The sequence below is a fragment of the Bradyrhizobium sp. WD16 genome, assembly GCF_024181725.1.
Lineage (GTDB): Bacteria > Pseudomonadota > Alphaproteobacteria > Rhizobiales > Xanthobacteraceae > Bradyrhizobium_A.
Genome location: NZ_CP028908.1, coordinates 1,835,910 through 1,852,995, shown reverse-complemented (window position 1 = coordinate 1,852,995; position 17,086 = coordinate 1,835,910). Strand labels below are relative to the sequence as shown.

Below are 17,086 nucleotides of genomic sequence, written 5' to 3'. Positions count from 1 at the left end.
GCGCGATGGCACTCGTTTCGGGGTGTCTGAACACCATATGCTCACCCTGCACCGTTGCATTCGTACCCGTAGCTATCCCTGCAGCGATCCCTGCACGGCCGGCGCGAAAGGCTGATCGACTTCGCTCATGGTGGACCTGCTGCGCATGTTCCGTCGAAGCCGGCCGGCCCGCGGCTCGCAACAATTCGGTCGTTCCGGCGACATCACCTCCTTCAGCGAGCGCGTCACCGTGCTGTTCCGCAAGACCGCAACCGCCGCCGTTCCCGTCACTGCGCGTGAGCGCGCCGAGGCGGTTAAGCAGCCGCGCTGGATGGCTGCGGCCGGGACCACGGAGCCGCCGGCTGAGCCGCGCGGCGGCTTCCTCGCCATCCACGGTATCGAAAAGACCTTCGGCTCGCGCCAGGTGGTGCGCGGCGTCAGTCTCTATGTGCGGCGGGGCGAGGCCGTCGGCATTCTCGGCCCCAACGGCGCCGGCAAGACCACGGTGTTCTACATGATCACCGGGCTGATCAAGGCCGATCGTGGCCGTGTCGAACTCGACGGCCACGACGTGACGGAGCTGCCGATGTATCAGCGCGCGCGGCTCGGCATCGGCTACCTGCCGCAGGAAGCGTCGATCTTCCGCGGCCTCAATGTCGAGGACAACATTCGTGCGGTTCTCGAGGTGGTGGAGCCCGATCGTCGTCGGCGCGAGCACGAGCTCGATTCGCTGCTCGAGGAGTTCAACATCACGCGCTTGCGCAAGTCGCCTTCGATCGCCTTGTCCGGCGGCGAACGACGCCGCGTCGAAATCGCGCGGGCGCTGGCGACCCGGCCGAACTACATGCTGCTCGACGAGCCGTTTGCCGGTATCGACCCGATCGCGGTGGGCGACATCCAGGATCTGGTGCGTCATCTCACCAATCGCGGCATCGGCGTCCTGATCACCGACCACAATGTGCGCGAGACGCTCGGACTTACCGATCGGGCCTACATCGTCTATGCCGGCGAGGTGCTGACCGAAGGCAGTCCGGACGAGATCGTCGCCGATCCCGATGTCCGCCGGCTCTATCTCGGCGAGGAATTCCGCCTCTAGTGTGGCGTCTCGCAATTGCCTACCGCCTTCGCGGCAACCCTCTCGTAGGCAATTGCGAGACATAAGCCACACTAGCACTTTGATTTTGCTAGTGTCCCTATGTCTCCGAATGACCGTGCGAGCATGAGGCAAATGGAGCGGTCATTCGGAGACAGGACACTAGCGTCCTGCCTCCGGACGCGTTTTCTTCGCGCGAACCGGTATCCACCTCGCGGGCTGGTTGAGGTTGTCGCGCTCCGCCGCGCCAGCCGGCATAAGGCCGCGTTTTCGGGGCGGCTGGCGTCACGCCTTCAACTCGGCGCGTTCAACTCGAGAGTGCCCTGGTAGGGTTTGCAGGCCGGCTTCCGAGGAGGCTGGCGGCGGAGAATGGGATTTACCCATTTTCGCTACCGCAGCAATTTTCGTCTCGTCAAGCCGTGGACTCCGTCAGCAAGAAGCGTATAAGCAAAAATCGGACCAAATGAACGGTATCCGACGCCAATGGCGCTGTCGCAGAGATTAGAGTTCCGCCAGACCCAATCGCTGGTGATGACCCCGCAGCTGATGCAGGCCATCAAGCTGCTGCAACTGTCCAACCTGGATCTGGCCACCTTCGTCGAGGAGGAGCTCGAACGGAACCCACTGCTGGAGCGGGCGGCCGAAAACGGCGAGCCGGCCGATAGCCGCGAGGGGGCCGATGCCGATTTTACCGCCGGGAGCGACGCGGCGGGCGCCGAGACCGGCGCGGACGGCCTCGACGGCGATTTCGAAGTTGGTTTCGCCGAGGGCGGCTTCAGCAGTGCCGAGGCCTCAGGTGCAGGCGCCGCCGACGCCGCGCCGGCCGAGGACTGGATGAACCGCGATCTCGGCAGCCGCAGCGAGATGGAGCAGACCTTCGATACCGGTCTCGACAACGTCTTTCCGGAAGAGCCCGGCGAGGCCGCCGCCCGCGCCGCCCAGGATGCCGCGCCGACCACCTACACCGAATGGGGTGGTGGCGCCTCCGGCGACGACGACTACAACCTCGAAGCCTTCGTCGCCGCCGAGACGACACTGGGCGGACATCTCGCCGAACAACTCGCTGTCGCGTTCTCGACACTGTCCCAGCGCCTGATCGGACAATATCTGATCGATCTCGTCGATGACGCCGGCTACCTGCCGGCCGATCTCGGCCAGGCCGCCGAGCGCCTCGGCACCTCGGAAGCGGAGGTGGAAGAGGTCGTTTCGGTGCTGCAGACCTTCGATCCGCCCGGCATCTGCGCCCGCAATCTTTGCGAATGCCTCGCCATCCAGCTCCGCGAGCGCGACCGCTACGACCCGGCGATGCAGGCCCTGGTGGAGCATCTCGATCTCCTGGCCAAGCGCGACTTCGCCGCGCTGCGCAAGGTCTGCGGCGTCGACGACGAGGATATCGTCGACATGGTGTCGGAGATCCGCCGCCTCGATCCCAAACCGGGCCTGCGCTTCGGCGGCGGCCGGGCCCAGACCGTGGTGCCGGACGTCTATGTGCGGCCGGGGCCGGACGGCGGCTGGCTGGTCGAACTCAACAGCGACACGCTGCCGCGCGTGCTGGTCAACCAGAGCTACTACACGAAACTCTCGAAGAGCGTGCGCAAGAGCGACGACAAGTCCTATTTCTCCGATTGCCTGCAGAACGCGACGTGGCTGGTGCGCGCCCTCGATCAGCGCGCCCGGACGATCCTCAAAGTCGCCACCGAGATCGTGCGCCAGCAGGACGGCTTCTTTGCCCACGGCGTGTCGCATCTGCGACCGCTGAATCTGAAGGCCGTTGCCGACGCGATCCAGATGCATGAATCGACCGTCTCGCGCGTCACCGCCAACAAATACATGGCGACCAATCGCGGTATCTTCGAACTGAAGTATTTCTTCACCGCTTCGATTGCCGCGGCGGACGGCGGCGAAGCTCATTCGGCGGAAGCGGTGCGGCATCGCATCAAGCTGCTGATCGACGCCGAAAGCCCCGCGGCGGTTCTCTCCGACGACGGTATAGTGGAACAGCTTCGTTCCGAGGGCGTCGACATCGCGCGGCGTACGGTTGCGAAATATCGCGAGGCGCTGCGGATCCCATCGTCGGTGCAGCGCCGCCGCGAGAAGCAGGCGCTGATTTCTGCCGGCGCGGCGATGCCGCGGCGTGACATCGCAACGGCCTGATCCCCGCTTGACGCCGCCTCACTGAGCTTGAATGCTGGCTCCTACCCTGTCTCAGAAGTTCGTCAGTCCGAAGTTCGTCGGAGAAGATGCGGTACCGATGTACGAACTTCGGAAAGCGGGCACTGCTGATACGAGCGTCAGATCCACCGCGCTGGGCGAGGAAACGAAATGCGAGGCACGGCATGACCATCAGAGTCTCGGGCAAGAGCATCAGTGTCGGGGAAGCCCTGCGGGGACGGGTCAGTGATCGCACCGAAGAAGTTCTGCGGAAATATTTCGACGGCAATTATTCCGGCCACGTCACACTGTCCAAGGACGGTTTCGGTTTCCGCACCGATTGCGCCCTGCACCTCGATTCGGGGGTGACGCTGGAGGCGGAATCGACCGCGTCCGACGCCTATGTGAGCGCCGACCAGGCGCTGTCCCAGATCGAGAAGCGGCTGCGGCGCTACAAGAGCCGCCTCAAGGATCGTTCTGCGCGCAAGGCTCATGCCGCCGCTGCGGCCGTCGAGCTCGACGTGCCGAGCTACGTCATCGAAGCTCCCGGCGGGGAAAATGAAGGCGAGGTCCTGGCCTTCAATCCGGTGATCATCGCTGAATCGACCACGGCGCTGAAATCGATGTCGGTGAGTGAGGCGGTGCTGGAACTGGACTTCACCGGCGCGCCGGTGATCGTGTTCCGGCACGGTTCGACGGGACGCGTCAACGTGATCTATCGCCGCGCCGACGGCAATGTCGGGTGGATCGATCCGCCGGTGCTCGACGGCGGCAAGGCGTGAACGGGCCGAGAACCGCGCCAGTTCGACGCCGTTCGTCGCCATCCAGGAGCGAACCGGCGGGCTGCGAAACGGGCAGTAAAACGGATAGTGAGTTCCGGACCGGCGCGCCATGATCGGCATTGACGCCTTGCCGGGCCGTCCCTATGGTCCGGCGCCTTCAGGACCGGACGGCTCGACGCGAGGCCACCCACCGGTGAGATCGGGCGCCGTGCCGCCGACCTGAACCGTTAACGTCGCAAGTCGCTGGCCTCTGCGCGATCATCGCTCTAGTCTAGCTTACCCGCTGAGATCCTCGGAACGTCCCATGATGATTACCGATCTGGTCGCGCCCGAGGCGATTATCCCGGCGTTGAAGGTCAACAGCAAAAAGCAGGCGCTGCAGGAGCTCGCAGCGCGCGCTGCCGCGCTTACCGGCCAGAACGAACGCGCCGTCTTCGAGGTGCTGCTGCAGCGGGAGAAGCTCGGGACCACGGCGGTGGGTTACGGCGTCGCCATTCCCCACGGCAAGCTCCCCAAGCTCGAGAAGCTGTTCGGCCTGTTCGCCCGGCTCGATCGTCCGATCGATTTCGAGGCCATGGACGGCCAGCCGGTGGACCTGATGTTTCTGCTGCTCGCGCCCGAGGGCGCCGGAGCCGATCATCTCAAGGCGCTCGCGCGTATCGCGCGACTGTTGCGCGACCAGGACGTCGCCAAGAAGTTGCGCGCTTCGTCCGATGCCCAGGCGCTCTATTCGGTGCTGGCGCTGCCGCCGGCCTCGGCGGCGTGACTTCTCGTCAATCTGAAAGTGTGATTTTCTGAAAGTCCGGGTTGAAGACGGTCGGGCCTCATGGCTCGAGAGCGCCTCGCCGAACTTCGCTCCGCCTGCTCGGGCGTGCTCATTCAGGGCGGCGCGCGTCGGCGCCCGTGCGCCGACGCAACATGCGGCGTCGAGAGACCTTCAGTGCACGCTGACCGCCTCGAGCTCGTTGCTCCAGGCGTTGGCGACGGCGGCTTCGCGGCTGTCGGTCAGCATGATCGGCGTGCCGTCGGCGGCGTGCAGGGTGAAGAGCTTCAGCCCGGGCGCGAGCTGCGGCGCCTGCGGAAACAGATGCGGGACGTCCTCGGAGCGGATCTGCTTCACATAGGCGATATGACCTTCACCCATGGCGGCGAGCGCTTCCTGTGAGACGGGCTGGTCGGGGTGGATGACAGTGACTTCGGTCATGGTCTCGACTCCTCAAGAGTACAAGCGGTCGAGTCCGCTGTGGTTCCTAGATTATTCGTGTTCATTGATAGCTATTGTCTTAACGACCCGTTCAGACTCCGGCCTGGCGAGGTCGATGGACAACAGCCCGTTCTTCAGATCCGCATTCAGCACCTGCATCCCGTCCGCCAGCACGAAGGTGCGCTGGAACAGGCGCGCGGCGATACCGCGATGGATGAACTGCCGGGTCTTGTCGTCCTGCTGGCGGCCGCGGATGACGAGCTGCTTTTCCTCCACGGTCACATCGAGTTGGTCGCGGGTAAAGCCCGCCACCGCGAGCGTGATGCGCAGCCGCTCGGGCTGGCCATCGGTACGTTCGAGGCGCTCGATGTTGTAGGGGGGGTAGCCGTCGGCACCTTTGACGACGCGGTCGAGCGCACGCTCGATCTCGTCGAATCCCAACAGAAACGGACTGGACAACGAAGGAACACGAGACATTACACAAAGTCCTCTCGAAGCGACTTTGACGGGGCCCAGGATGGCACCCCTTCCGGCCAGCAACCGCCGACCGGCTCCCATCATATGTGCATTGCGGAATAGCGTTCAAGAACCGGCGGATCGCCTCCACCGGATTGAAATCACGGGCGGATATCGATCCGCCGGCGGCCGTCCGGGCTGAACAGGTGAAGTTTCTCCCTGAGCGCCGCGACCCGCAGCGGCGCGCCCGGCGGCGGCGCGGTCTGGCCCGGCAGGCGGACCACGATATCGGAATCGATATCCGCCCGGATCGCCCCGTCGTTACCCTGGCCGGTGCCGCGCCGGGCATAGACGAACGTTTCCGCCCCGACCGGCTCGATGGCATCCACCGTGAGGTCGAGCGCCACGCCGCCCTGCGGTGCCGCGCCGGTGGTGACGACGAGGTCCTCCGGGCGGATGCCGAGGATTGCCCCGGCGGGCGCCTCCGGCGCCAGCGCCGCGGCCTCGGCGCCCGACAGCGGTGACAGATTCATCGGCGGTGCGCCGATGAAGGCGGCGACAAAGGTGGTGGCCGGGGTGCGGTAGACCTCGAGCGGCGGTCCGATCTGCTCGACCTGGCCGGCATTCATCACCACCAGCATGTCGGCGAGGGTCATCGCTTCGAGCTGGTCGTGGGTGACATAGATCGAGGTGGTGCCGAGGCGGCGCTGCAGGCGGCTGATCTCCACCCGCATGGCGATGCGCAGCTTGGCGTCGAGATTCGACAGCGGCTCGTCGAACAGGAAGACCTTGGGCTGGCGCACGATGGCGCGGCCCATGGCGACGCGCTGGCGCTGGCCGCCCGACAGCTGCTTCGGCTTGCGCGCGAGCAGCGCCTCGATGTCGAGGGTCTGCGCCGCAGTGCGCACCCGCGAGTCGATTTCGCCCTTGGCCATGCCGCGATTGCGCAGGCCATAGGCCATGTTGTTGTAGACGCTCATATGCGGATAGAGCGCGTAATTCTGAAACACCATGGCGATGTCGCGGTCCGCCGGCTCGATTTCGTTGACGGTGCGGCCGCCGATCGCGACGGTGCCGGAGGTGACGGTCTCGAGGCCTGCCACCATTCGCAGCAGCGTGGACTTGCCGCAGCCCGACGGGCCGACCAGCACGCAGAACCGGCCGTCGCCGATCTGCAGGCTGACGCCCTTGATGGCTTCGACGCCGCCGGCATAGACCTTGCGCACGTCGTTCAGCTCGACCTCGGCCATTCTACTTCTCGCTTTCCACCAGGCCACGCACGAACAGCTTCTGCATCACCACCACCACCACCACCGGCGGCAGCATTGCCAATACGGCAGTCGCCATCACCAGCGGCCATTCGGTGAGTGCGTCCTGGGTGGTGATCATCTTGCGGATGCCGATGACCACGGTCTGCATGTCGTCGCGCGTGGTGATCAGCAGCGGCCAGAGAAACTGATTCCAGCCGTAGATGAACAGGATCACGAACAGCGCGGCCATGCTGGTGCGCGACAGCGGCAGCAACGTGTCCCAGAAGAAGCGCAATGGCCCGGCGCCGTCGATCCGGGACGCTTCCACGAGTTCGTCGGGCACGGTCATGAAGAACTGGCGGAACAGCAGCGTAGCGGTCGCCGAGGCGATCAGCGGCAAAGTGAGGCCGGCGTAGCTGTCGAGCAGGTTGAGGTCGGCGGCGATCTTGTAGGTCGGATAGATGCGCACCTCGACCGGCAGCATCAACGTGATGAAGACCAGCCAGAACACCGCCTTGCGAAAGGCGAAGCGGAAATACACCACCGCATAGGCGGACAGGATCGAGATGGCGATCTTGCCGAGCGCGATGGCCATGGCCATGACGAGGGAGTTGAACAGCATGTGGCCGACCGGCTCGCGGGTCGAGCCCTTGGTGCCGACGAACAGCGTGCGGGCGTAGTTGTCGATGAAATGGCTGCCGGGCAACAGCGACATCTGGCCGTTGGCGATCGCGGCATTGTCCTGGGTCGAGGCGACGATGGCGAGATAGACCGGGAAGGCGACGATGGCGATGCCGATCCACAACACGAGATGGGCGACGAGACGCCGGATGCCGACCTGTTCGACCATGACCTACCCTGCCCGTTGCCGTTGCCGTTGCCGTTGCCGTCGCCGCGCCATCAGTAGGTCACCCTGCGCTCGACATAGCGGAACTGGATCGCGGTGAGCGCGATCACGATGGCCATCAGGATCACCGACTGCGCCGCCGACGAGCCGAGATTGTTGCCGAGCAGCCCGTCGAGATAGACCTTGTAGACCAGCGTCTCGGTGGCCTTGGCCGGGCCGCCGCCGGTCATGGCGTCGATGACGCCGAATGTGTCGAAGAAGGCGTAGACGATGTTGACGACGAGCAGGAAGAACACCGTTGGCGTCAGGAGCGGAAAGGTCACGGTCCAGAACCGGCGCATCGGCCGCGCCCCGTCGATGGCGGCCGCCTCCATCACGCTCCTCGGGATCGCCTGCAGCCCGGCGAGGAAGAACAGAAAATTGTAGGAGATCTGCTTCCAGGCGGCGGCGAGCACCACCAGCGCCACGGCCTGGTCGCCGTTGAGCAGCGGATTCCAATCGATGCCGAGCGCCCGCAGTCCGCGGGACAGCACGCCGAGGGAGGGGTGCAGCATGAACAGCCAGAGCACGCCGGCCACCGCCGGCGCCACCGCATAGGGCCAGATCAGCAGCGTGCGATAGATGGCGCCGCCGCGCAGCGGCTTGTCGGCCATCACCGCCAGCAGCAGCGCCGCCGACAGCGATAGACCGGCGATCGCGGCCGAAAAGGCGAAGGTTCGCAGCACCGCTTCGCGATATTCGTCCTGGGTGAGAAGGTCGGCGTAATTCTCCAAGGCGACGAAGCTCGTCGACAGGCCGAAGGCGTCCTGCAGCAGGAAAGATTGCCACACCGCCTGGACCGCCGGCCAATAGAAGAAGACCAGGATGACGACGAGCTGCGGCGCCAGCAGCAGCCAGGGCAGCAGGCGCGAATGGAAGACTGACTGCTTCTCCATGATGCTGCGGCGGACTTAGTGTCCGCCGATCACTTCGCCACGGTGCGCTGGAACTGGCGCAGCATCTGGTTGCCGCGCGACACCGCGGTGTCGAGCGCGTCCTTGGCCGGCTTCTTGCCCGCCAGTGCCGCCTCGATCTCTTCGGCCCAGACGTCGCGGAGCTGCACCATGTTGCCGAGCCGCAGGCCGCGCGAATTCTCGGTGGGCTCCTTGTTGGTCAGCTCCTTCAGCGGGGTCTCCAGATAGGGCGCCTCCTTGTAGAAGCCGAGCTCCTTGGCCTTGGCATAGGCCGCCCTGGTGATCGGCAGATATCCCGAGGCCTTGTGGATTGCGACCTGGCGGTCGGTGTCCGACAGAAAGGCGAGGAATTTGGCGACGCCGCGATATTCCGTCGGCGACTTGCCGCCCATCACCCACAGCGAGGCGCCTCCGATGATCGAATTCTGCGGCGCGTCCGGCATGTCCGGATAGTAGGGCATCGGCGCGTTGGTCCAGTCGAACTTGGCATTGGCGCGGACCTGGCCGAAGAAGCCCGACGAGGTCAGGAAGATCGGACATTCGCCCGAGGTGAAACGCCCCTCGGCATTGTTGGTGCGGCCCGAATAATCGTAGGTCTTGTCCTTCTGCAGCTCGATCAGCGTCTGCAGGTGACGGATCTGCAGCGGGCCGTTGAATTTCAGCTCGGTGTCGAAACCGCCGAGGCCGTTGGCCTTGGTCGCGAGCGGCACGTTGTGCCAGGCCGAGAGCTGCTCGAGATTGGCCCAGGTCACCCAGGCGGTGGAGAAGCCGCAGGTGGTGTAGCCGGCGGCATGCAGCTTCTTTGCGTCCTCGAAGACCTCGGGCCAGGTCTTGGGGATCGTGTCGATATTGGCCTTCTTCAGCGCGTCCTTGTTGATCCACATCACCATGGAGGAGGAATTGAACGGGAAGGACAGCATCTCGCCCTTGGAGGTCGAGTAATAGCCGGTGATGGCCGGCAGATAGGCTTGCGGATCGAACTTCTCGCCGGCTTCCTGCATCAGCTTGTAGACCGGCTTCACCGCGCCGGTGGCGGCCATCATGGTGGCGGTGCCGACCTCGAACACCTGCAGGATGTGCGGTGCATTGCCGGCGCGGAACGCGGCGATGCCTGCATTCATGGTGTCGGGATAGCTGCCCTTGTAAGCCGGGACGATCTTGTAGTCGCTCTGCGAGGCGTTGAACTCTTCGGCGAGCTTGACCACGACGTCATTGTTGGCGCCGGTAAGCGCATGCCACCACTGGATTTCGGTGACCGCCTGGGCCGGCGCCGGCAGCGCGGCGGCAGCCAGAGCCACGACGATCGATGTGGTGAGGCCGAGGCCGATCCGGCGCTTGGACATCCGGCGCTTTGACATGACGTGTTTCCCCCTGCTCCGCCCTGCGAAGCGCCGCTTATTGCGAGCTTTCGCGACAGTTCGATGACGGATGGTAAGGGCGGGGCGTCTTGAACGCAAAGCGGAAATTCGCCGGTCTGGTGGAGCGAATGTCAAATCCTTAGCTCCACCAGCAAGTTGATCATGCGAGTGGTCCTTCGATTCCAACATTTGCAAACACGCCTGCAGAAGCGGGATGCGAATGTTGGAATCGAACCACCCGATCGGGCCGGCGAATGGCGGGGCAAAAGGCCTGGAGCGTTTCGGCGTGTCGTTCAGCGCCGGCGTTCGGGGCAGACCGCGCCCTTGGCGACGAGATCGGCAATGTCGCCTTCGGAATAGCCGAATTCGCCGAGCACCTCCGCGGCATGCTCGCCGAATTTCGGCGGGGTGCGGCGCAGGCTCGCCTCGCTGCGCGAGAAGCGGATCGGCGAAGCGACGCCCTTGTACCAGTCCTTTTCGAGGACATCGCCGCGATAGGTGGCATGGTCGCTCTGCAGCGCCTTGTCGATCGACTGCACGGGGCCCGCGGGCAGCCCGGCCGACAACAGGCGGTCGCACAGCGGCACGGCGTCGAACTGGCTGAACACCGCTTCCAGTTCGGTGCGTAGCGCGGCGCGGTTGAGGACGCGGTCGCGGTTGCGGGCGAAGCGCGGATCGTCGGCGAGCTCGGGCTTGCCGATCTCCTTGCACAGCTTGCGGAAGGTGCCGTCGTTGCCGACGCCGGTGAAGATCTTGCCATCGCGCGCGGCGAAGATGGCGTAGGGCGCGAGATTGGGGTGCTCGTTGCCGGTCAGCGACGGCGGCTTGCCGTGCAGGAAGTAGTTCGCCGTATGCGGATGCATGATGGCGAGCCCGGTCTCGAACAGCGTGGTCTCGAGGAACTGGCCGAGTCCGGAGCGCTGGCGTTCGGCCAGCGCCATCAGGATGCCGACGGTCGCGAACAGGCCGGTCGAGATATCGACCAGCGGCACGCCGATGCGCATCGGGCCGCTCTCCGGCGAGCCGGTGGCGGCGATCATGCCGGTCATTGCCTGGATGATGGCGTCGTAGCCCGGATTGCCGCCGCGCGGGCCGTCGGCGCCGAAGCCGGAAATGCGGCAGTGGATCAGGCGCGGGAATCTGGCGCGGAGCACGTCATGGCCGATGCCCCACTTGTCGAGCGTGCCGGGCTTGAAATTCTCGATCAGCACGTCGGCGCCCTCGAGCATCTTCATCAACACCTCGCGGCCGCCGGGCGAGGCGAGATCGAGGCCGATCGAGCGCTTGTTGCGGTTGATGCCGATGAAGTAGGCGGCGTCGCCGTCGTGGAAGGGAGGTCCCCATTCGCGAACCTCGTCGCCGGCGGGCGGCTCGACCTTGATGACGTCGGCGCCGTGGTCGGCGAGCAGCTGGGTGCAATAGGGGCCGCCCAGCACCCGTGTGAGATCGATCACGCGCAGGCCGGCCATGGCCCCCGCGCCGGCCGCAGCTTGTTCAGTCATACCGTCCATCCCGATTGGCGAATGTCATGAGGATCAGGCTTTATCGCCCGCGGCGTGGGCGAGCCAGCCGATTTCGATCATGGCGCAATGCCGCTCATGCGTGGTTCGGGCGAGGCCGAAGCCTCAGGGCTGGATCGAGGGGGAGGGAGCGGGCAGCGCGGTCAGCCGCTTCTTGGCGAATGCCCGCCCGGAGTGCGACTTGAGATATTTCTCGAACGCCAGCGCTTGGGTCTTATCCGGGAAAGCGCAATACCAGATCAGTTTCCACGGCTTGAATTTGTTCGTGTGCGTGGATTTTCCGACGTTGTGATCGGACACGCGGCGCTTCAGGTCGGTGGTCGCCCCGATATATTCCTGTTCAGGGAAATTAATGCTGCGAATGATGTAGACGTACCACATCGCCCGTCGTCGCCCTTCGGGCTATGCCGGGCACGCTTCGCCTTCGGCTGCGTGGCGGTGCCACGCAGCCGAAGGCGAAGCGTGGTGGAGCCAGGCGGGATCGAACCGCCGACCTCTTGCATGCCATGCAAGCGCTCTCCCAGCTGAGCTATGGCCCCGAAGTGGGACGCCGACGAAATCAGCCGGCGCGCGGCGAGTGTGTTTCACACTTCCGAAGTAATCTCAAGTCTCTTCGTCGCCGGAAACGTCGCCGATGATGTCGGTGACGTCTTCGTCCCCTTCTTCCTCATCGGGAATGAAGGTCGAATCGTCCTCTTCGTCATCGAGGGTGTCGTCGATCTCGATATCGTCCTCGGATTCGGGCAGCGCCGCGGCCACCTTCCCGGTCGATTCCTCGGCGTCGGCTTCCTCGAGCGAGACGGTCTCGAGCTCCGCGGCCTCCGGCGCCAGTTCGTCCGACGGGGCGCGGGCAGCGTCGCTGCGGACGCGCGACGGCGCCACCGGCGCGATCGGCACGACTTCTCCGGTATAGGGCGAGATCACGGGGTTCTTGTTCAGGTCGTAGAACTTCTTGCCCGTGGTCGGACAGATGCGTTTGGTTCCGAGCTCGGATTTGGCCACGTCGCGGTCCTGGATTGTCCTGGAAATTCGGTGCTTCACTTGGCGAGTCACAGGACCGCTGTCAATAGCGGGATGTGTCATGGCCCGCGCGGATCGTGACGCGGCGGTCCCGCCGTGATACGGAGCGCGCCGCGTCGGAGCACAAAGTCGGGTGCCGGGCGCATGTCCGCGCCGAACCATCGGGTCAGCAGAAAGGCCTCCATCTTGACACATTCCGCCGCGCCGCGCCCGCTGCAGTCGCGCCGGGGAGCCGCCCTGAACGGCACCGCCCGGGTACCGGGCGACAAGTCGATCTCCCACCGCGCCCTGATTCTCGGCGCGCTGGCGGTCGGCCGGACCCGGATCTCCGGCCTGCTCGAAGGCGAGGATGTGCTCAACACCGCCAAGGCTATGCGGGCGCTCGGCGCCACGGTGACGCGGCTGGAGGACGGCGCCTGGGCGGTCGACGGCGTCGGGGTCGGCGGCCTTGCCGCGCCCGCGGAGCCGCTTGATTTCGGCAATTCCGGCACCGGCTGCCGGCTGGTGATGGGCGCTGTTGCGGGTTGCCCGATCACCGCGACCTTCGACGGCGATGCCAGCCTGCGCAAGCGGCCGATGCGCCGCATCCTCGAGCCGCTGGAGTTGATGGGCGCCAGGGCGCTGCAGATGGCCGAGGGGGGCCGGCTGCCACTCACCCTGCAGGGCGCGCGCGAGCCGTTGCCGATTACCTATCAGAGCCCGGTGGCCTCGGCCCAGATCAAGTCGGCGGTGCTGCTGGCTGGACTCGCGGCGCCGGGAATCACCACGGTGATCGAGCCCGAGGCGAGCCGCGATCATACCGAGCGCATGCTGCGGCAGTTCGGCGCCGAGGTGGTGTCGACGCCGTCCGGCACCCATGGCCGGCGCATCGCCCTCACCGGCCAGCCGGAATTGGCTGGCGCCCCGGTGGTGGTCCCGGCCGACCCGTCGTCGGCGGCCTTTCCGTTGGTGGCGGCACTGATCGTGCCCGGCTCCGAGGTCCTGCTCACCGAAGTGATGACCAATCCGCTGCGCACCGGACTGTTCGCCACCCTGCGCGAAATGGGCGCGGTGATCGAGGAAACGCCGCGCGGCGGCGATGCCGGTGAGCCCATGGCCGATCTGCGGGTGCGCGCCACCGGCCTGCGCGGCGTCACCGTGCCGCCGGAGCGTGCCCCCGCGATGATCGACGAATATCTGGTGCTGGCGGTGGCGGCGGCCTTCGCCGAGGGGCGTACGGTGATGCGCGGCCTGCATGAATTGCGGGTCAAGGAATCCGACCGGTTGGCTGCGACCGCCGACATGCTTCGCCTCAACGGCGTCGCGGTCGAGATCGAGGGCGACGACCTCATCGTCGAAGGCCGTGGCGCGGTCGCCGGCGGCGGCGTGGTGAAGACCCATATGGATCATCGCATCGCCATGTCGGCCCTGGTCATGGGGCTGGCGGCGCAGAAGCCGGTGGGAATCGATGATTCCAGCTTCATCGCCACCAGCTTCCCGGATTTCGTGCCGATGATGCAGCGCCTGGGGGCGGATCTGTCATGATCATCGCCATCGACGGGCCCGCCGCCTCGGGCAAGGGGACCCTCGCCAGGCGACTCGCCGCCCATTACCGCTTCCACCATCTCGATACCGGCGTGATCTACCGCGCGGTCGCCCGGGCGTTGCTTGAAGCCGGCGCCGACCTCAATGACGAGGATCGGGCGGCTGCCGCCGCCGAAGATCTCGATCCCGCCGCCTTTGACGATCCGGCGCTCAAGAGCCAGCGGGTCGGCGACGCCGCCTCGGTGGTCTCGGCCCTGCCCCGGGTGCGGGCCGCGCTGCTCCAGTTCCAGCGCCGCTTTGCCGCCCAGCCGCCCGGTGCGGTCCTTGACGGCCGCGACATCGGCACGGTGATCTGCCCCGAGGCCGACGTGAAGATCTTCGTGGTGGCCGATGCGGAGGTGCGGGCGAGGCGCCGGACCCTGGAGGCGCTGGAGCGGGGCGAGGCGGCCAATGAGGCCGAGGTGCTCGCCGACATCCTGCGGCGGGACGCCCGCGACAGCGACCGCGCCACGGCGCCCCTGAAGCGGGCGGAGGATGCGCACTTGCTGGATAATAGCCATTTGGATATAGAAGGCGGCGTCCGGGCCGCCATCGCAATTGTCGAGGCCGTCCGAGCGGGCCGGTCCGGGGTCTGACGCCCTGGCCGATGTTGGAGGAATGCCCGCTCACGGTCTCTGGCGCGATGGCACTGGCTCTCTTGATTGAACGGCCTGACTGATTGAACGGCCTGATGGCCCCCTCGATCGGTCTCCCCTCGGTCTTAGGGTGATCGGCTTTTGGGCGCGGTTCGCCTGAACTCCCGGATGAAACTTTAGCAATCGCGAAACTTTAGCAATCGCATTGAACGCGCAGGCATTCAGCCGGCCCGTTCCGCATCTCGTCCGGCGGCTCCTCCGCCGCCGTGCTGCGGGGCGGTCGCCAAGGTTTTTGCGGACCCTGGCCCTGCGCGCGCGATGCGCCCGAAACCCGAACTGCCGGCAAGACCCGCATCTGGAGAACAAATGGCTTCCACCACCACCAGCTCTTACAATCCCTCGCGCGATGATTTCGCCGCGATGCTCGACGAGTCCTTCGGCGGCACCGGCCTGCAGGAAAGCAGCGTCGTCAAGGGCAAGGTCGTCGCGATCGAGAAGGACATGGCCGTCATCGACGTCGGCTTGAAGACCGAAGGCCGCGTTGCCCTTCGCGAATTCGCCGGCCCCGGCCGCGAAAGCACCCTGAAGGTCGGCGACGAGGTCGAGGTGTTCCTCGACCGGATCGAGAATGCGCTCGGCGAGGCCGTGCTGTCGCGCGACAAGGCGCGCCGCGAAGAGAGCTGGGGCAAGCTTGAGAAGGCGTTCCAGAACAACGAGAAGGTCACCGGCGTGATCTTCAACCAGGTCAAGGGTGGCTTCACCGTCGATCTCGACGGCGCCGTGGCCTTCCTGCCGCGCTCGCAGGTCGACATTCGCCCGATCCGCGACGTCGGCCCGCTGATGAACAACTCGCAGCCCTTCCAGATCCTGAAGATGGACCGCCGCCGCGGCAACATCGTGGTGTCGCGTCGCACGGTGCTGGAAGAGACCCGCGCCGAACAGCGTCAGGAGCTGGTGCAGAACCTCGAAGAAGGTCAGGTCATCGACGGCGTCGTCAAGAACATCACCGATTACGGTGCGTTCGTCGACCTCGGCGGCATCGACGGCCTGCTGCACGTGACCGATATCGCCTGGCGCCGGGTCAATCACCCGACCGAGGTGCTCAGCATCGGCCAGACCGTCAAGGTCAAGATCATCAAGATCAACCACGAGACCCATCGCATCTCGCTCGGCATGAAGCAGCTGCTGGACGATCCGTGGCAGGGCATCGAGGCCAAGTATCCGGTCAGCGCACGCTTCACCGGTCGCGTCACCAACATCACCGACTACGGCGCCTTCGTGGAGCTGGAGCCGGGCATCGAAGGCCTGATCCACGTCTCGGAGATGTCGTGGACCAAGAAGAACATGCACCCCGGCAAGATCGTCTCGACCTCCCAGGAAGTCGAGGTTCAGGTGCTCGAGGTGGACGCCACCAAGCGCCGCATTTCGCTCGGTCTCAAGCAGACCATGCGCAATCCGTGGGAGACCTTCGTCGAGAAGTATCCGACGGGTTCGACCGTCGAGGGCGAGGTCAAGAACAAGACCGAGTTCGGTCTGTTCCTGGGTCTCGACGGCGACGTCGACGGCATGGTGCACCTGTCGGATCTCGACTGGAAGCTGCCGGGCGAGCAGGTCATCGACAACTACAAGAAGGGCGACATGGTCAAGGCCGTGGTGCTCGACGTCGATGTCGAGAAGGAGCGTATTTCGCTCGGCATCAAGCAGCTCGAAGGCGATCCCTTCGCCGAGCCGGGTGACGTCAAGAAGGGTGCCGTCGTGACCTGCGAAGTGCTCGACGTCAAGGAAGGCGGCATCGACGTGCAGATCGTCGGCACCGACTTCGCCACCTTCATCAAGCGTTCCGAGCTCGCTCGCGACCGCTCCGAGCAGCGCCCGGAACGTTTCGCCGTCGGCGAGAAGGTCGATGCCCGCGTCATCCAGTTCGACAAGAAGGCCCGCAAGGTCCAGGTGTCGATCAAGGCGCTGGAAGTGGCCGAGGAGAAGGAAGCGATCGCGCAGTACGGCTCGTCCGATTCGGGCGCCACGCTGGGCGACATTCTCGGCACCGCGCTCAAGCAGCGCAGCGGCGAGAAGTAAGCGGCGCGGGGTTCCCCCGTCCGACGGTTCGAGGGCTCCGGCGGTTTGCCGGAGCCCTCTTTATTTCAGGTCCGGTTCAAAAAAACGGCTGTGATGATGGATTATTTCTCGCTGAGAGCGAGAATTGGAGAAATTCTGCCCAGCGTCCGATACACTAGCGGTTGACCCATTGCCCGCCACGGCGTTCAGCGTCACTCTGCGCCGGTCTCGCCGCGCCGCAGCGCGCTGGTTTGGTACC

The 17,086-nt window shown here is 65.5% G+C and carries 16 protein-coding genes and 1 tRNA gene; 7 read left to right on the top strand and 10 right to left on the bottom strand.

Translation table 11 applies throughout. The annotated features are described in order from the left end of the window. Positions 1–127: 127 nt before the first annotated feature. The 4 genes from lptB (at position 128) to ptsN (ending at position 4,771) form a co-directional block, all read left to right on the top strand. Complete coding sequence (gene lptB, locus DB459_RS08550) at positions 128–1,075, top strand: LPS export ABC transporter ATP-binding protein (RefSeq protein ID WP_253712446.1); 948 nt, start codon at positions 128–130, stop codon at positions 1,073–1,075. 480 nt (positions 1,076–1,555) lie between these two features. Further along, positions 1,556–3,226, top strand: coding sequence for an RNA polymerase factor sigma-54 (gene rpoN / locus DB459_RS08545; RefSeq protein ID WP_253712445.1), 1,671 nt, complete (start codon positions 1,556–1,558; stop codon positions 3,224–3,226). Between the two features lie 182 nt (positions 3,227–3,408). Beyond that, positions 3,409–4,005, top strand: a complete 597-nt coding sequence (gene hpf, locus DB459_RS08540) for a ribosome hibernation-promoting factor, HPF/YfiA family (RefSeq protein ID WP_253712444.1) — start codon at positions 3,409–3,411, stop codon at positions 4,003–4,005. Positions 4,006–4,309: 304 nt separating this feature from the next. Further along, positions 4,310–4,771, top strand: coding sequence for a PTS IIA-like nitrogen regulatory protein PtsN (gene ptsN, locus DB459_RS08535; protein WP_253712443.1), 462 nt, complete (start codon positions 4,310–4,312; stop codon positions 4,769–4,771). 171 nt (positions 4,772–4,942) lie between these two features. On the opposite strand, the gene DB459_RS08530 is transcribed toward ptsN, so the two are convergent. The 10 genes from DB459_RS08530 to DB459_RS08485 form a co-directional block, all read right to left on the bottom strand. Beyond that, entirely contained in the window at positions 4,943–5,209 is a 267-nt protein-coding gene (locus DB459_RS08530) for a DUF1150 domain-containing protein (protein ID WP_253712442.1), read from the bottom strand. A 51-nt stretch (positions 5,210–5,260) separates the two neighbouring features. After that, on the bottom strand, positions 5,261–5,686 hold the full coding sequence (locus tag DB459_RS08525) for an Hsp20 family protein (RefSeq protein ID WP_253712441.1): 426 nt from the start codon (positions 5,684–5,686) through the stop codon (positions 5,261–5,263). Between the two features lie 140 nt (positions 5,687–5,826). Further along, positions 5,827–6,915, bottom strand: a complete 1,089-nt coding sequence (locus DB459_RS08520; RefSeq protein WP_253712440.1) for a sn-glycerol-3-phosphate import ATP-binding protein UgpC — start codon at positions 6,913–6,915, stop codon at positions 5,827–5,829. Position 6,916: 1 nt separating this feature from the next. After that, positions 6,917–7,765, bottom strand: coding sequence for a sn-glycerol-3-phosphate ABC transporter permease UgpE (ugpE, locus tag DB459_RS08515; RefSeq protein WP_253712439.1), 849 nt, complete (start codon positions 7,763–7,765; stop codon positions 6,917–6,919). 50 nt (positions 7,766–7,815) lie between these two features. Further along, the gene (gene ugpA / locus DB459_RS08510) at positions 7,816–8,697 is read right to left on the bottom strand and encodes a sn-glycerol-3-phosphate ABC transporter permease UgpA (protein WP_253712438.1); all 882 of its coding nucleotides are present in this window, start codon (positions 8,695–8,697) and stop codon (positions 7,816–7,818) included. Positions 8,698–8,726: 29 nt separating this feature from the next. Next, complete coding sequence (gene ugpB, locus DB459_RS08505; RefSeq protein ID WP_253713477.1) at positions 8,727–10,058, bottom strand: sn-glycerol-3-phosphate ABC transporter substrate-binding protein UgpB; 1,332 nt, start codon at positions 10,056–10,058, stop codon at positions 8,727–8,729. A 308-nt stretch (positions 10,059–10,366) separates the two neighbouring features. Then, positions 10,367–11,575 (bottom strand): CaiB/BaiF CoA-transferase family protein, encoded by a 1,209-nt coding sequence (locus DB459_RS08500; RefSeq protein ID WP_253712437.1) that lies wholly within the window; start codon positions 11,573–11,575, stop codon positions 10,367–10,369. 123 nt (positions 11,576–11,698) lie between these two features. After that, the gene (locus tag DB459_RS08495; RefSeq protein ID WP_253712436.1) at positions 11,699–11,974 is read right to left on the bottom strand and encodes a GIY-YIG nuclease family protein; all 276 of its coding nucleotides are present in this window, start codon (positions 11,972–11,974) and stop codon (positions 11,699–11,701) included. A gap of 82 nt (positions 11,975–12,056) precedes the next feature. After that, positions 12,057–12,132, bottom strand: a tRNA-Ala gene (locus DB459_RS08490). Positions 12,133–12,196: 64 nt separating this feature from the next. After that, positions 12,197–12,595, bottom strand: a complete 399-nt coding sequence (locus DB459_RS08485; protein ID WP_253712435.1) for a TIGR02300 family protein — start codon at positions 12,593–12,595, stop codon at positions 12,197–12,199. A gap of 204 nt (positions 12,596–12,799) precedes the next feature. Here DB459_RS08485 and aroA point away from each other — a divergent pair, with 204 nt between their 5' ends. The 3 genes from aroA to rpsA all read left to right on the top strand — a co-directional run bounded on the left by aroA (position 12,800) and on the right by rpsA (position 16,848). Continuing rightward, the gene (gene aroA, locus DB459_RS08480; protein WP_253712434.1) at positions 12,800–14,137 is read left to right on the top strand and encodes a 3-phosphoshikimate 1-carboxyvinyltransferase; all 1,338 of its coding nucleotides are present in this window, start codon (positions 12,800–12,802) and stop codon (positions 14,135–14,137) included. Further along, positions 14,134–14,772: a (d)CMP kinase gene (gene cmk, locus DB459_RS08475; RefSeq protein WP_253712433.1), complete on the top strand. Its 639-nt coding sequence runs from the start codon at positions 14,134–14,136 to the stop codon at positions 14,770–14,772. Before aroA ends, cmk begins: the two co-directional genes overlap by 4 nt. 366 nt (positions 14,773–15,138) lie before the next feature. Continuing rightward, positions 15,139–16,848 carry a 30S ribosomal protein S1 gene (rpsA, locus tag DB459_RS08470; RefSeq protein WP_253712432.1) on the top strand — a complete coding sequence of 570 codons (1,710 nt, stop codon included), beginning with the start codon at positions 15,139–15,141 and terminating at the stop codon, positions 16,846–16,848. Positions 16,849–17,086: the final 238 nt, after the last annotated feature.